At 70.4% G+C, this 15,109-nt stretch carries 14 protein-coding genes; all 14 read left to right on the top strand.

The window, feature by feature from the left end; genetic code table 11:
• Window positions 1-15: 15 nt before the first annotated feature.
• The 14 genes from E4T13_RS25305 to E4T13_RS25370 all read left to right on the top strand — a co-directional run bounded on the left by E4T13_RS25305 (window position 16) and on the right by E4T13_RS25370 (window position 15,091).
• Window positions 16-1,095: a COX15/CtaA family protein gene (locus E4T13_RS25305; protein WP_137181140.1), complete on the top strand. Its 1,080-nt coding sequence runs from the start codon at window positions 16-18 to the stop codon at window positions 1,093-1,095.
• Between the two features lies 1 nt (window position 1,096).
• Window positions 1,097-3,721 carry a PAS domain-containing sensor histidine kinase gene (locus E4T13_RS25310; protein ID WP_170985247.1) on the top strand — a complete coding sequence of 875 codons (2,625 nt, stop codon included), beginning with the start codon at window positions 1,097-1,099 and terminating at the stop codon, window positions 3,719-3,721.
• Between the two features lie 23 nt (window positions 3,722-3,744).
• On the top strand, window positions 3,745-5,175 hold the full coding sequence (tldD, locus tag E4T13_RS25315; RefSeq protein ID WP_240791289.1) for a metalloprotease TldD: 1,431 nt from the start codon (window positions 3,745-3,747) through the stop codon (window positions 5,173-5,175).
• 4 nt (window positions 5,176-5,179) lie between these two features.
• The gene (locus E4T13_RS25320) at window positions 5,180-5,575 is read left to right on the top strand and encodes a cupin domain-containing protein (protein WP_137181143.1); all 396 of its coding nucleotides are present in this window, start codon (window positions 5,180-5,182) and stop codon (window positions 5,573-5,575) included.
• A 104-nt stretch (window positions 5,576-5,679) separates the two neighbouring features.
• A complete protein-coding gene (locus tag E4T13_RS25325; RefSeq protein ID WP_137181144.1) occupies window positions 5,680-6,951 on the top strand; it encodes an ABC transporter substrate-binding protein in 1,272 nt (423 codons plus the stop codon).
• Window positions 6,948-7,907, top strand: a complete 960-nt coding sequence (locus E4T13_RS25330) for a carbohydrate ABC transporter permease (RefSeq protein ID WP_306768508.1) — start codon at window positions 6,948-6,950, stop codon at window positions 7,905-7,907. The genes E4T13_RS25325 and E4T13_RS25330 overlap by 4 nt, the downstream gene beginning before the upstream one ends.
• A 1-nt stretch (window position 7,908) precedes the next feature.
• Window positions 7,909-8,748 carry a carbohydrate ABC transporter permease gene (locus E4T13_RS25335; RefSeq protein ID WP_137181145.1) on the top strand — a complete coding sequence of 280 codons (840 nt, stop codon included), beginning with the start codon at window positions 7,909-7,911 and terminating at the stop codon, window positions 8,746-8,748.
• 79 nt (window positions 8,749-8,827) lie between these two features.
• Window positions 8,828-10,003, top strand: a complete 1,176-nt coding sequence (locus E4T13_RS25340) for an alanine--glyoxylate aminotransferase family protein (RefSeq protein WP_137181146.1) — start codon at window positions 8,828-8,830, stop codon at window positions 10,001-10,003.
• Between the two features lie 7 nt (window positions 10,004-10,010).
• Window positions 10,011-11,021, top strand: a complete 1,011-nt coding sequence (locus E4T13_RS25345) for a LysR family transcriptional regulator (RefSeq protein ID WP_137181147.1) — start codon at window positions 10,011-10,013, stop codon at window positions 11,019-11,021.
• A gap of 24 nt (window positions 11,022-11,045) precedes the next feature.
• Complete coding sequence (locus E4T13_RS25350; protein WP_137181148.1) at window positions 11,046-12,014, top strand: catechol 2,3-dioxygenase; 969 nt, start codon at window positions 11,046-11,048, stop codon at window positions 12,012-12,014.
• On the top strand, window positions 12,015-12,740 hold the full coding sequence (locus E4T13_RS25355; RefSeq protein WP_206030307.1) for a PIG-L deacetylase family protein: 726 nt from the start codon (window positions 12,015-12,017) through the stop codon (window positions 12,738-12,740).
• Entirely contained in the window at window positions 12,737-13,555 is an 819-nt protein-coding gene (locus E4T13_RS25360) for an alpha/beta fold hydrolase (RefSeq protein ID WP_137181149.1), read from the top strand. The genes E4T13_RS25355 and E4T13_RS25360 overlap by 4 nt, the downstream gene beginning before the upstream one ends.
• A complete protein-coding gene (locus E4T13_RS25365; RefSeq protein WP_137181150.1) occupies window positions 13,552-14,235 on the top strand; it encodes a 4-carboxy-4-hydroxy-2-oxoadipate aldolase/oxaloacetate decarboxylase in 684 nt (227 codons plus the stop codon). Before E4T13_RS25360 ends, E4T13_RS25365 begins: the two co-directional genes overlap by 4 nt.
• A complete protein-coding gene (locus E4T13_RS25370; protein WP_137181151.1) occupies window positions 14,228-15,091 on the top strand; it encodes an ABC transporter substrate-binding protein in 864 nt (287 codons plus the stop codon). The genes E4T13_RS25365 and E4T13_RS25370 overlap by 8 nt, the downstream gene beginning before the upstream one ends.
• Window positions 15,092-15,109 lie beyond the last annotated feature (18 nt).

Genomic DNA, 15,109 nt, shown 5'->3' on the forward strand with positions numbered 1-15,109 from the left:
CTATTATGTCGAACGATGCCCTTCGACCTACGCCCCCTGAGCCTGCCCGAGGCCGACCATCCCGCCCGCCGTGACGCCCGCGCCGTTGCGCGCTGGCTGCTGGGCGTTGCCGGGCTGGTGTGGCTGATGGTGGCGATCGGCGGCGCGACACGGCTGACCGGGTCTGGCCTGTCCATCATGGAATGGGCGCCGCTGTCCGGCGCGTTGCCGCCGATGACGGAGGCGGAATGGAACCGCCTCTACGACCTCTACCGCAGCATCCCGCAATATGCGCTGGTCAACCAGGGTTTCGGGCTGGAGGGGTTCAAGGGCATCTTCTGGCTGGAATGGCTGCACCGCCAATGGGGGCGGCTGATCGGCTTGGCCTTCGTCACCGGGCTGGCCTGGTTCTGGGTGCGCGGGCGCATTCCCCGCGGCTACAAGCCGCGTCTGCTGGGCCTTCTGGCGCTTGGCGGGCTGCAGGGCGCGATCGGGTGGTACATGGTCGCCTCCGGCTTCGAGGCGGATCGCACCGCCGTCTCGCCCTATCGCCTTGTCATCCATCTCGGCCTGGCGCTGGTGATCTATGGCGCGCTGGTCTGGACCGCGCTCGGCCTGCTGCGCCCGGCACCGGAAGGGCCGCCGGAGGCGCGGCCGGTTGCGGCGCTGGTGCGCGTCACCTTCTGGGCCCTGGTTGCGGCGATGCTGGCGGGCGGCTTCGTCGCCGGGACCCGCGCCGGTTTCACATGGAACACCTTTCCCCTGATGGATGGCGCGCTGGTGCCCACAGGCCTGCTGGCGCTGGATCCCTGGTGGCGGAACCTGACGGCCAATCTGCTCACCGTCCAGTTCAACCATCGGGTGCTGGCGACGCTGGCGGGGCTGGCGGCGCTCGGCGCCGTGCTGCTGGCGCTGTGGCGCCTGCCGCCGGGGCGGCCGCGGCGCGCGGTGCTGGGGCTGGGCGCGGCGGTGGCGCTGCAATACGCGCTGGGTGTCGCGACGCTGCTCTGGGTGGTGCCGGTCGCGCTCGGCACGCTGCACCAGGCGACGGCCGTGCTGGTGCTGACCGCGGCGCTGGTCGCGCTGCATGCCCTGCGCCCGGCACGCGCCCCCTGACATGGGCGCCGAGGCGCTGGCGCGCAGCATCCTCGATACGCTGCCGCAGGCGATCAGCGCCGTCGACGGGCAGGGCCGCTTCGCCTACGCCAATCCCGCCTTCTGGGAGGCGCTCGGCCTCGGGCCGGATTCCTGCCCCCTCGGCAGCCCCGTGCGCGACGTGGTGCGGCTGCTGGCCTATCGCGGCCGCTACGGCCCCGGCGATCCCGAAGCCCAGGTCGAGGCGGTGCTCGCCATCGACCGCAGCCGCCCGGCGCGGCGGCTGGTGACGCTGCCGGACAGCGCGCGCAGCGTCGAGATCGTCTCGGTCCCGCTACCGGATGGCGGCTATCTCAACATCGGCAGCGATGTCACCCCGCTTGTGCATGCGCGCGAGGAGCAGGCCGCGCGGGCGCGGCTGCTGGAAGGCACGCTCGCCCATCTGCGCAGCGGCATCGTGCGCTTCGATTCGGATCTCCGGGTCAGCGTCTGCAATCCCGCCTATGACGCGCTGGTCGGCCTGCCCGGCGGCTCGACCCGGCCGGGCCTGACGCATCGCGACCTCGTAGCCCTGCTCGACCGTCACGGAGAGTTCGCCAGCAGCGGCGAGGCGGAGGAGGTGATCGTCGCGCTGGAGCGGAACCGCAGCACCTCCGGCATGCGGCAGCGACGGCGCCCGACCGGCGAGGTGCTGCGATTCGACACCCAGCCGACACCCGATGGCGGCTGCCTGGTGGAGACCACGGACATCACCGCGCTGAAGCGGGCGGAGGACGAGGCCACGCGCCGCGCCGCGCTGCTGGACGGCATGCTGGCGGCGCTGCCGAACGGGGTCTGCGTCTACGGTCCCGATCGCCGGCTGCTGATGGTCAATGCCGCGTATCGACGCTTGATGTCCGGCACCGAGGCGGCGATCGGCGATCATGTGGAGGAGGTGGCCGCGCGCCGCGTGCGCAGCGGCGAATACGACGCCGAGACGGCGGCGCAGGTGCTGGCCCGCTATGGGCCGGCAGGCGCCGACCTGCCGCCGATGCGGCGCCATCGCCCGAACGGCATGGTGCTGGAGAACCGGATGGCCCGCATGCCCGATGGCGGCATCGTCTCGGTCTTCACCGACGTCACCGCGCTGCACCAGGCGGAGGAAGCCGCGCGGCAGCGCGCGGCGCTGCTGGACGGCGTGCTGGAGGCGCTGCCGCATGGCGTCTGCGTCTATGGCGGCGACCGCCGCGTAGCGATGGTGAACGAGGCCTATCGCCGGATCATGCAGGGCTCCCCGATCGCCGTCGGTGAGCATATCGAGCATGTCGCCGGGCGGCGCATCGCGGAGGGCGAGTTCAGCGCGGAATACGCCGCGGAGGTCCTGGCCGATCCCATTGGCGGCCTCGGCCAGAACGGCGAGCGCGTGCGCCGCCGCCGCAACGGCACCGTGATCGCGATCCGCGCGGCGCATCTGCCGGGCGGCGGCCACATCTCCGTCGTCACCGACGTCACCGCGCTGCACGCCGCGCAGCAGGAACTGCGCCATCGCGCCGCGATGCAGGCAGCGATGCTCGGTACGATCCGCCACGGCATCATCCTGTACGGGCCGGACCGGCGCGTGCTGGCGACCAATGCCAAGACGACCGAGCTGACCGGCATCCCACCCGACCGGCTGCTGCCCGGGCGTCTGATGGAGGACCTGCTGGACGAGCAGGTGGCGCGCGGCCAGATCGCCGCCGCCCAGGCCGCGCAGATGAAGGCCTATGACCGCAGCCAGCCGCTGCGCTACAGCCGCGTACGGCCGGACGGGCGCGTTCTCGACACCGTCTCGGAGCCGACGCCGGATGGCGGCTTCGTCATCACCTACAGCGACGTCACCGAGGAACGGGAGATCCGCGCCGAGCTGGAGCGTGCGCGCGCCCAGGCCGAGGCGGCGTCCGAGGCGAAGTCGCGCTTCCTGGCGACGATGAGCCACGAGCTGCGCACGCCGCTGAACGTGGTGATCGGGCTGTCCGAGGCGATCGGCCTGGAACGCGACGCGGAGCAGGCGCGCGACTACGCCGCCATGATCAACGAGGCGGGGCGGCAATTGTTGCAGCTGGTGGACGACATCCTCGACGTGGCGCGCAGCCAGACCGGGGCGCTGGCGATCCAGGACGCGCCGATCTGCTCGGCCGAGATCATCACGGGCGCCTTGGCCGCGGCGATGCCGGCGGCCGAGGTGGCACAGCTTCGGCTGGCCGCCGAACTCTCGGAAGGATTGCCGGCGCTGCGCGGCGACGGGCGACGCCTGCGGCAGATCCTCGACAAGCTGCTGTCCAATGCGCTGAAGTTCACGCCGCCGGGCGGCCGCATCACCGTCTCCGCGCGGACGGAGGCGGAGGGTCTGGCGATCCGGGTGATCGACACCGGGATCGGCATCCCCCCCGGCGAGCGGGAGCGCATGTTCGAGCCTTTCACCCAGCTCGACAGCTCCCTGTCGCGCCGCTTCCAGGGTTCCGGGCTGGGGCTGCACCTGGCGCGGACGCTGACTGTCGCGCTTGGAGGCACGCTGGGGCTGGAGGAGCCGGAGGGCTCGGGCACCGTCGCCGTGCTGTTCTTCCCGCCGGAGCGCCTGCTCCCCATATCCGAGGACGTGCCCGAGGCCGCGGGCGTGCTGCCGGCCTGAGTTCCCAGACCGAGGATCGCATCTTGACCGACGCGCTCGCCGCCACCGACACGCTGTTCTTCTCCACCCTCGACCGCGCGGCGGCCGAACGCCTGACCGCCGAGGCCGCGCGCGGTGCGGAGGATGGCGAGCTGTTCCTGGAGCACCGGGAGAGCGAGGCGATCAGCCTGGAGGATGGGCGTATCCGCTCCGCCTCCTTCGACGCGACGCGCGGCTTCGGCCTGCGCAGCGTCGCCGGCGAGGCCGCCGGCTATGCGCATGCCGCCGAGCTCTCGGAAGCGGCGCTGGCGCGCGCGGCGGAGACGGTGAAGGCGGTGGCGGCGGGCCATTCCGGCACGCTGGATGTCGCGCCGCGCAGCACCAACCGCCAGCTCTATTCCGAGCTGAACCCGCTGAGCGCAATGGATTTCGCGGCGAAGACCGGGCTGCTGCAGGAGATCGACGCCTATGCCCGCGCGAGCGATCCGCGCGTGAAGCAGGTGATGGCCAGCATCACCGGCGAATGGCAGGCGGTGCAGATCCTTCGCCCCGATGGGCGGCGCGTGGCCGATCTGCGCCCGCTGGTGCGGATGAACGTTGCCGTGGTGGTCGAGGCGAACGGAAGGCGCGAGACGGGCAGCTACGGCACCGGCGGACGTTTCGCCTACGATCGCGTGCTGGGCGAGGCGACCTGGAAGGCCGCGGTGGACGAGGCGCTGCGCCAGGCGCTGGTCAATCTCGACAGCGTGCCGGCCCCGGCGGGCGAGATGGAAGTTGTGCTCGGCCCGGGCTGGCCTGGCATCCTGCTGCACGAAGCCATCGGCCACGGGCTGGAGGGCGACTTCAATCGCAAGAAGACCAGCGCCTTCGCAGGCCTGCTCGGGCAGCGCATCGCCTCGCCCGGGGTGACGGTGGTGGATGACGGCACCATCCCCGACCGCCGCGGCAGCATCACCGTGGATGACGAGGGGACGCCGTCCGGCCGTACCGTGCTGATCGAGGATGGCGTGCTCGTCGGCTTCCTGCAGGACCGGCAGAATGCGCGGCTGATGGGCGTGCAGCCCACCGGCAACGGGCGGCGCCAGAGCCACGCCCACATCCCGATGCCGCGCATGACGAACACCGTGATGCTCGGCGGCACGCATGCGCCCGAGGAGATTATCTCCAGTGTGAAGCGCGGCATCTACGCGGTGAATTTCGGCGGCGGGCAGGTGGACATCACCTCCGGCAAGTTCGTGTTCAGCGCGTCGGAAGCCTATCTGATCGAGAACGGGAAACTCGGCGCGCCGGTGAAGGGCGCGACGCTGATCGGCAACGGGCCGGATGCGCTGACCAAGGTGGCGATGGTCGGCAACGACATGGGCCTCGATCCCGGCATCGGCACCTGCGGCAAGCAGGGCCAGGGCGTTCCGGTGGGCGTGGGTCAGCCGACGCTGAAGATGACGGGCCTGACCATCGGCGGCACGGCGGTGTAGCGCCATGCAGATCACGCGTGCGGGCACGCACCCATCCGGCAAGGGGCCGGCCGAGTATTTCACCGGCGCGGTGCGCATCGACCCGCTGTTCGACGCGGCCGATCCTGCGCGCGTCGCCGGCGCCAGCGTCACCTTCGAGCCGGGCGCGCGCACCGCTTGGCACACGCATCCGCTCGGGCAGACGATCATCGTCACCGCCGGCCTCGGATGGGCGCAGCGCGACGGCGGCGCGGTGGAGGAGATCCGTCCCGGCGACGTGGTGTGGTTCCCGCCGGGCGAGAAGCATTGGCACGGCGCGACGCCGACCACGGCGATGACGCATATCGCCATCCAGGAGAAGCTGGACGGCAAGGCCGTGACCTGGCTCGAGCAGGTCAGCGACGAGCAGTATCGCCGCTGAACGTATTCCCCCTTCACGAATCCGTGCGGCATTCAGCCTAGCCGCGATGTTGGCGTTCCCATCATGCCATCCGAACATGGCGGAGGCGGAAGGGAGGACGCAGGATGCGGCAGACGATCGTGGCGTTGGCTGGATGCATCACTGCGGCGATCTGGACGCCCGCGCCTGCGCAGGCGCAGGTGACGCTGTCCATCTCCTGCAGCGCGCTCGGCATCGAGGCACGGCTCTGCCGGGAGGGCGCGGAAGCCTGGGCGCAGCGCACCGGCAACCAGGTGCGGCTGGTCTCCACCCCCAACAGCGGCACGGAACGCCTGGCGCTGTATCAGCAGCTTCTCGCCGCGCGTTCTCCGGATATCGACGTGTTCCAGGTGGACGTGGTCTGGCCGGGCATCCTGGGCGATCACCTGCTGGACCTGAGCGGCAAGATCGACCCCGCGCCCTACTTTCCCGAGGTGATCCGCAACAACACGGTGGATGGGCGGCTGGTTGCGATTCCCTGGTTCGTCAGCGCCGGCCTGCTCTACTACCGCCGCGACCTGCTGGAGCAGCACGGGCATCAGGTGCCCGAGACCTGGCAGGACCTCACGCGCACCGCCACCGCCATCATGCAGGCGGAGCGTAGTGCCGGGAGCGAGCGCATGTGGGGCTATGTCTTCCAGGGCCGCGCCTATGAAGGGCTGACGGTAAACGGCATCGAATGGCTCGCCAGCCACGATGCCGGGCACATCGTCGAACAGGATGGCTCCGTCTCCGTGAACAATCCGCGTGCGGTGCAGGCGCTGACGCTCGCGCGCTCCTGGGTCGGGGAGATCACGCCGCAGGGCGTGCTCAACTACGCCGAGGAGGAGACCCGTGGCGTGTTCCAGTCCGGCAACGCCGTGTTCATGCGTAACTGGCCCTATGCCTGGCCGCTGCTGAATGCCGAGGACAGCCCCGTGCGCGACAAGGTGGGCGTCGCGGTGCTTCCGCGCGGGGACGTGCCGGGCGGGATCCATGCGGCTGGCCTGGGTGGGGAGCAGCTGGCCGTCTCGCGCTACACGGCGCATCCGGATGAGGCCATCGATCTGGTGCGTCACCTGACCAGTGCGGCGGAGCAGAAGCGCCGCGCCGTCGCCGGCGCCTTCTCGCCGGCGATCCGGGCACTGTACCGCGACGAGGAAGTCCTTGCGCCCAACCCGTTCTTCCGCGACCTGGTCGGCACGCTGGAAAGCGCCGTGGCGCGACCCTCCGCGGTGACGGGACAGCGCTACAACCGGGTGTCGGCGGAATTCGCGGAAACGTTGCATGCCGTGCTGTCCGGCCAGTCCGAACCCGCCGCGGCGCTGACGCGCCTCGACCGGCAACTTACGCGGATCGGGCGGGCGGGCCGCTGGTGAGCGCGGCTGGCGAACGGGTGGGGCGCTCGGCGGCGCCGGCCGCGCCGTTGCGCCTCCGCGCGCGGCTCTCCGGCATGCAGCGCCGGCGCCGGCGTGCCGCCTGGCTGTTCCTGGCGCCGATGCTGGTGGTGCTGGCGGCGGTCGCAGGCTGGCCGCTGCTGCGCACCGTCTACTTCGCCTTCACCGACGCCACGCTGTTCGAGATCGCCGACCATCAGTGGATCGGGGTCGAGAACTTCAGCTTCCTGGCCTCCGACCCGGATTGGTGGCAGGCGGTGTGGAACACCCTGCTCTTCGCCACGGTCTCAGTCGCGATCGAGACGGTGCTGGGCCTGGTCATCGCGCTGACGCTGAACACGAAGCTGCGCGGCCGCGGGCCGCTGCGCGCGGCGATGCTGATCCCCTGGGCGATCCCGACCGTCGTCTCCGCGCAGATGTGGAACTGGATGCTGCACGACCAGTATGGCGTCATCAACGCGGTGCTGCTGTCGCTCGGCGTCATCGCGACGCCCTGGGCCTGGGTGGCGGACCCGACGCTTGCGTTGTGGTCCGTGGTCGCGGTGGATGTCTGGAAGACCACGCCCTTCATGGCGCTGCTGCTGCTGGCCGCGCTGCAGCTCGTGCCGAACGACGTGTACGAAGCGGCGCGGATCGACGGGCTTGGGCCGGTTGGCATCTTCTTCCGCATCACCCTGCCGCTGATCCGGCCCGCGCTGATGGTGGCCGTGCTGTTCCGCGCGCTGGATGCGCTGCGCGTCTTCGACCTGATGTATGTGCTGACCGGGAACAGCCCCTCCGCCGCCTCGATGTCGGTCTATGCGCGCCAGCAGCTCGTCGATTTCCAGGATGTCGGCATGGGCTCCGCCGCCTCCAGCTTCCTGGTGATGGTGGTTGCCGCCTGCGCGGCGCTGATCATCACCGCGGGCCGCGTGCGCTTCGATACGGCGGGCCGGTGAGATGCGCCGCCCGTTTCGCCGCGCGCTCGGCCGCATCGCGCTCTATCTGCTGGTGGCGGTCATCGTGGTGTACACGGTGTTTCCCTTCTACTGGGCGGTCGTCTCCTCCCTGAAGAGCGGGCAGGCGCTGTTCGGCACGGAGCTCTGGCCGCGCGACCCGCAATGGAGCAACTACACCGCGCTGTTCAGCCAGCAGCCCTTCGCGCGCAACATCCTCAACTCGGTCTTCGTCGCCGGATCGGTGGTGCTGGTCTCGCTGGCGCTCGGCGCGGGCGCCGCCTATGCGCTGGGGCGCGTGCGCTTCCGCGGCCGCGTGCCGCTGCTGATGGTGATCCTGTCCGTCTCGATGTTTCCGCAGGTGGCGGTGCTGTCGGGCATGTTCGAGCTGATCCGCTTTCTCGGCCTCTACAACAACCTGTTGGGGCTGACGCTGAGCTACCTGATCTTCACCCTGCCCTTCACCGTCTGGGTGCTGACCACCTTCATGCGCGAATTGCCGCAGGAGCTGGAGGAAGCGGCGATGGTGGATGGCGCGACACCCTTCGTCACCGTCACGCGCGTCTTCCTGCCGTTGATGGCGCCCGCCATGGCAACCGCGGGGCTGCTGGCCTTCATCGCGGCGTGGAACGAGTTTCTCTTCGCGCTGACCTTCACCCTCACCAACGAGATGCGCACGGTCCCCGTGGCCATCGCGCTGATCAGCGGCGCTTCCGCCTTCGAGCTGCCCTGGGGGCGGATCATGGCGGCGTCGGTGATCGTGACGGTGCCGCTGATCCTGCTGGTGCTGGTGTTCCAGCGCCGGATCGTCTCCGGCCTGACGGCGGGCGCGGTGAAGGGCTGACCCGGCTTCCCTTTTGGCGCCTTTGCGGAGACAACAGCGGCACGGGCCGCGCTCCCCGACGGCCCGCGAGGGAACGCCCATGACGCCGCGCGGCCGCCACTTCTTCGCCAATCCGGGCCCGACCAACATCCCGGACAGCATCCAGCAGGCCGTGGCCCACCACACCGTGGACTTCAACGGCCCGGACTTCCTCGCGGTCTATGATGCCTGCATCGCCGGGCTGAAGCGCGTGCTGCGCACGCAGCAGCACCTGTTCATGTACACCGGCTCCGGCCATGCCGCCTGGGAAGCGACGCTGGCCAACCTGCTGTCCCCCGACGATCCGATCCTGGTCATCGAGACGGGCTATTTTTCCGAGACCTGGGGGCGCATGGCGACGGATCTGGGGCTGCAGGTGGAGACGCTGCCCGCCGACTGGCGCCGCGGCGTGGACTACGCCTCGCTGCGCGCGGCACTGGCGGCGGACACGGCGCATCGCTTCAAGGCGGTCTGCGCGGTGCACAACGAAACCTCCACCGGCATGACGCTGGACCTCCCGCGTATCCGGGCGCTGCTGGACGAGACGAAGCACCCCGCGCTGTTCCTGGTGGACACCATCTCCTCGCTTGGCTCGCTGGAGTATCGCCACGACGATTGGGGCGTGGATGCCGCGGTCGGCGGCAGCCAGAAGGGGCTCATGCTGCCGGTGGGCTTCAGCTTCACCGCCGTATCGGAGAAGGGGATGCGGGCGCATGAGTCCGCGCGCCTGTCCAAGCATTACTTCCACTGGAGCCGCATGCTGGAACGCCGGCATCGCAGCTTCATCGGCACGGTGCCGATCGCGCTGTTCTACGGCCTGCGCGAATCGCTGCGGCTGATCGAGGAGGAGGGCCTGGACAACGTCATCGCCCGCCACCATCGCCTGGCTGAGGCGGTTCGCCGCTGCGTGCGGCAATGGGCGGGCAATGACGGGCCGCAGCTCTTCTGCCTCTCGCCGGAGCGTGTCTCCGATTCAGTCAGCTCGATCCTTGTGCCGGAGGGGACCGACGCGGATGCGCTGCGCCGGCGCGTCGGCAGCATGAATGTCGCGCTCGGCGGCGGTCTCGGCCGGCTTGGGGGCAAGGTCTTTCGGATCGGCCATCTCGGCGACCTGAACGAGGCGATGATCCTGGGCATCCTCGGCGCGACGGAGATCGGGCTGCGGCTGGAACGCATGCCGCACGCCGATGGCGGCGTGGAGGCGGCGATGGGCTATCTGGCGGAGACCGCCGGCTGAGCACGGAATGCCCCGCCGGTATCTCGACCAGCGGCTGAAGCTGCCGCTGCTGCGCGTCGCGGACGCGCTGGAAGCGCATGGCAGCCTGCTGAAGGCCGCCTCCGCGCTCGGCCTCGGCCAGCCCGCGCTGACGCGCAGCCTGCAGGAGCTGGAGGAGATCGTCGGCACGCGGCTGTTCGATCGCCATCCGCGCGGCGTGCGCCCGACCGAGGGGGGGATGGTCGTCGTGCGCCTGGCGCGCCGGGTGCTGGCCGAGCTCCGCCGCGCGGACGACGAGCTGGACGCAGTCGGCAGCGCGGAGGGCGGCAGCGTCGCCATCGGCGTGCTGCCCGTGGCCGCGGTGGGCGTGCTGCCCGGTGCGCTGATCCGGCTGAAGCAGCGCCATCCCGCCATCCAGGTGCGATTGCAGCAGGGCCGCACGGAGGAACTGCTCGCGTTGCTCGCGGCGCGCGAGGTGGAGCTGGTCGTTGGCCGCCTCTACGCGCCGCCGGTCCCCGACGGCTTCCTGCGCGAGGCGCTGTGGGAGGAGCCGATTTCCATTCTGGCGCGCGCCGACCATCCGATCCTGGCCGGCGGCAGCCCCGTGACCAAGGATGCGCTCGCCCGCCACGACCTGGTGCTGCCCACCGTGACGCAGCGCGTCGGGCAGGAGATCGAGCAGCTTCTGTCGCTGCTCGGCCTGCTGCCGGCGGCGCCGCTCCGCTCCTCCTCCTACGGTTTCATCCGGGAGATGCTGCTGGCCAGCGACAGCCTCTCGGTCATGCCGCGGCTGATGATGGCCGGCGACCTGCTGCGCGGCACGCTGCGCGTGGTGCCGTTGCCGATCCCGGCGCCGGCGCGGCCCGCGGGGCTGATCCTTCCGCCGGATGCGGCGCCGTCCCCTGCGGCCGCCGCCTTCCTTGCCTGCCTGCGCGACCACCTCGCGGAGATTTCCGCCCGCGGGCTTGCCGATATGCCGAACAGTGATACCAAGCCGGCAAGAAGCGATAAGACTCGGCAGCGTGCCCGGCCTAGGTAGCGCGACAGGATGGAGGAGCGCGGCATGCAGGGCGAGGAGCCTGTCTGGGACATCGCCCATCTCGGGCATGTCGAGCTGCTGACGCCGAAGCCGGAGGAAAGCCTGCGCTTCTTCCGCGACGTCATGGGCATGACGGTCAGCGGCGAGAAGGGCGACAGCGTCTTCCTGCGCGGCTGGGACGATTACGAGCGCTATTCGTTGCAGCTCACCGCCTCGCACACCTCCGGCCTCGGCCACGCCGCCTTCCGCACCCGCAGCGCGCAGGCGCTGGAACGTCGCCTCGCCGCGTTGCGCGCCGATGGCTGCGAGGCGACGCGCCACGACGACAGCTTCGGCCATGGCGAGAGCTTCCGTTTCCGCGATCCGGACGGCCATGTCTTCGAGCTCTATTGGGAAACGGCGTGGTACGAAGCGCCGGCGGATCGCCGCCCCGCGCTGAAGAACCAGGCGGAACGCTATCCCGCGCGCGGCGTGAATGTCCGTCGGCTCGATCACTTCAATTGCCTGGCCGTGGATGTCCGCGCCTGCCGCGAATTCCTCCAGCGCACCCTCGGCCTGCGCTGCACGGAGCGCATCGAGCTCGACAGCGGGGAGGAAGCCGGGATGTGGCTGGCCTCCAACAACAAATCCTACGACCTCGCCTTCACCAAGGAAGCGCATGGCGTGCCCGGCCGCTTCCACCACGTCACCTTCGCGCTCGACAGCCGCGAGGCGATCCTGCAAGCCGCCGACGCCTTCCTCGAGGCCGGCGTCTTCATCGAGACCGGGCCGCACAAGCACGCCGTGCAGCAGACCTTCTTCCTGTATGTGTGGGAGCCCGGCGGCAACCGCGTGGAGGTCGCGCATGCCGGCGCGCGGCTGATCCTCGCGCCGGACTGGAAGACCATCACCTGGACCGAGACCGAGCGGAAGAAGGGCCAGGCCTGGGGCCTGAAGACCATCGAGAGTTTCCATACGCACGGCACGCCGCCGCTGCCCGACAGCAAGAGGTAGATGAAGATGCCCGCGAACACTGCACTCGTCGTCAGCGCGCATTCCGCCGATTTCGTCTGGCGCGCCGGCGGCGCCATCGCGCTGCACGCCGCGAAGGGCTACGAGGTCACCGTGATCTGCCTGAGCTACGGCGAGCGTGGCGAGAGCGCGAAGCTCTGGCGTCAGCCCGGCATGAGGATGGATCGCGTGAAGCAGGGACGCGAGGCGGAGGCGAAGCGCGCGGCGCAGGTGCTGGGCGTGCACGACATCCAGTTCTGGGACCTCGGCGACTATCCCATCAACCTGACCAGCGAAGCCTTCTTCCGCCTGGTGGACGTGTTCCGCGCGATCCACCCGAAGTTCATGCTGACCCATTCGGAGAAGGACATCTACAACCACGACCATCCCGCGGTGACCGCCTGGGCGCAGAACGCGCGCATCACCGCGCAGGCGCATGGCCACAACCCGCACCAGAAGGTGTTGGGCGCGCCGCCGGTCTTCCTGTTCGAGCCGCACCAGCCCGAGCAGTGCGACTGGAAGCCGGATGTGCTGCTGGGCATCGACAGCGCATGGGAGAAGAAGCGCGCGGCCATCGAGTGCATGGAAGGCCAGGAGCATCTGTGGGAGTACTACACTCGCGTCGCCCTGCAGCGCGGCGCGCAGGCGGCGCGCAACTCCGAGAAGAAGATCACCTATGGCGAGGGCTACCAGGCGGTGTTCCCGCATGTGGTGGAGACGCTGGCGTGAGCTTCCGGGTACCTCCGCGCCGCGCCGGCTTCGTGGACAGGCCCGATGGCGCGCGCATCGCCTATGAGGTCACGGGCGAAGGCCCGGCCATCGTCTTCGCGCATGGCCTGGGCGGCAACCTGATGTCCTGGTGGCAGCAGGTGGCGCATTTCGCGCCGCGCCACACCTGCGTGGCCTTCTCGCATCGCGGCTTCTTTCCGTCCGTCGCGCCCGCGGGAGGTCCCGATCCTGCCGAATACGCGGGTGACCTGGCGGCGCTGGTGGATGCGCTGGACCTCGGCGACATCCGCATCGTCTGCCAGTCCATGGGCGGCTGGACCGGCGTGGAATACGCACTGCTGCGCCCGGGCCGCGTGAAGGCGCTGGTGCTGGGGGCCACGATCGGCTCGCTCGATCCGCGCCAGGCGCCGGGCGGCGCGCCAACGCATGACGCGGCGGCGGCGCGGGCGGAGCTGGTGGCGCGCGGCATCAACCCCGCCGCAGGCGCGCGCATGGCGGAGGAGCAGCCGGCGCTGCACCACCTCTACAACCACATCTACGGTCTGAGCCAGGGCTTCGACCGGGAAGCGGTGCGCGCGAAGCTTCATGCCGGCCGCAATCGCGCACCGGCGAGCTTTGCCGCGGCGCAGACGCCGGTTCTGTTCCTGCCGAGCGAGGAGGATGTGGTGCTGCCCTATTCGGGCGCTGCCATGGCCGCGGCCGTGCCGGGCGCGCGTGCCGTGACGCTGCGCCGCGCTGGCCACTCCGGCCATTTCGAGCGCGCGGCGGAGTTCAACGCGATCGTCGAGACCTTCTTCCGCGAGGTCGGCGCATGAGTGTCGTCAGGCGCAACCCGCCCCGCGTGGCGCCGGAGCTCGCGGCGCAGTTCGCGCCCTATGGCGTCGCCACGATCCATGAGGCGCAGGGCCGCAAGGGCCTGCTGCAATCGCACATGCGCCCGATCTATCCGCGCGCACGCGCCATCGGCACGGCGGTGACCGTTTCCATCCCGCCAGCCGACAACTGGATGATCCATGTCGCGGTGGAGCAGTGCCGCGAAGGCGACATCCTGGTGGTCGCGCCGACCTCGCCCTCGGACGCCGGCTATTTCGGCGAGCTTCTGGCCTGCTCGCTGGCCGCCCGCGGCGTCGTCGGCCTGGTGATCGAGGCCGGCTGCCGCGACGTCGCGGCGCTGCACGACATGAACTTCCCGGTCTGGTCCAAGGCGGTCTCCGCCCAGGGCACGGTGAAGGAGACGCTCGGCAGCGTGAATGTGCCGGTCGTGATCGCCGGGCAGTCCGTGCATCCCGGCGACCTCGTCATCGGCGACGATGACGGCGTGGTGGTAGTGAAGCGCGGCGAGGCCGAGGCGGTGCTGAAGGCCAGCGCCGCGCGCGAGGCGAAGGAGAATGCGACGCGCGCGCGCCTCAAGGCCGGTGAGCTCGGCCTCGACATCTACGGCATGCGGGATGCGCTTGCGAAGAAGGGACTGCGCTACGAGGACCACGATGCCTGATCCCGTGACGCTGCGCGCCGCCATCGGCCGCTATCCGCACACCGAGGCGATCCTGTCGGGCGCCATTGCCTCGCCGACCGTCAAGCTGGACTGCGTGGACCTGCCGGTGCCGAGCCGCGCCTTCGCGCCGATGGTTCGGGAAGCGCGCTACGACGTCAGCGAGATGGCGATCGCCACCTTCCTGATGGCGAAGGCCTGGGGCAAGCCGCTGGTTCTGCTGCCCGTCACGCTCGCCGCCCGCTTTCAGGAGGGTGCGCTGCTCTGCCGCAAGGATGGGCCCGTGCAGCGGCCGGAAGACCTGGCGGGCAAGCGCGTCGGCGTGCGTGCCTACAGCCAGACCACGGGCCTGTGGCTGCGCGGCGTGCTGGCGGAACGGCACGGCGTCGCGTCGGACTCCGTGCGCTGGGTCACCTTCGAGGACGCGCATGTCGCCGAATACAGCGACCCACCCTTCGTGCAGCGCGCGCCGAAGGGATCGGACCTGCTTTCGATGCTGAAGGCGGGCGAGCTCGACGCCGCCATCTTCGGCAACGACACGCCGAGCGACCCGGCCCTGCGCACCGTCTTCCCCGATGTCGCCGCGGCGGGCGCCGCCTTCCAGGCGCAGCACGGCTTCGTGCCGGTGAACCACCTGGTCTGCGTGCGGCAGGACATCGCCGAGCAGCATCCGGCGATCGTGGCGGAGGTCGCGCGCATGCTGTGCAGCGCCACGGCGGGTACGTCGCTGCCGCAGGGCCGCGGTGCTCTGCGGCCGGCCATTGCGCTGGCCATCGAATACTGCGCCGAGCAGGGCCTGCTGCCGCGCAGGCTGACCTTGGAAGACGCCTGGGCCGGGCTGCCGCCCGGGATCGGCTGAAGTCGTATTTCATTCAGC

The sequence above is a fragment of the Roseomonas sp. AR75 genome (assembly GCF_005222815.1).
In the GTDB taxonomy this organism is placed as follows: Bacteria; Pseudomonadota; Alphaproteobacteria; order Acetobacterales; family Acetobacteraceae; genus Falsiroseomonas.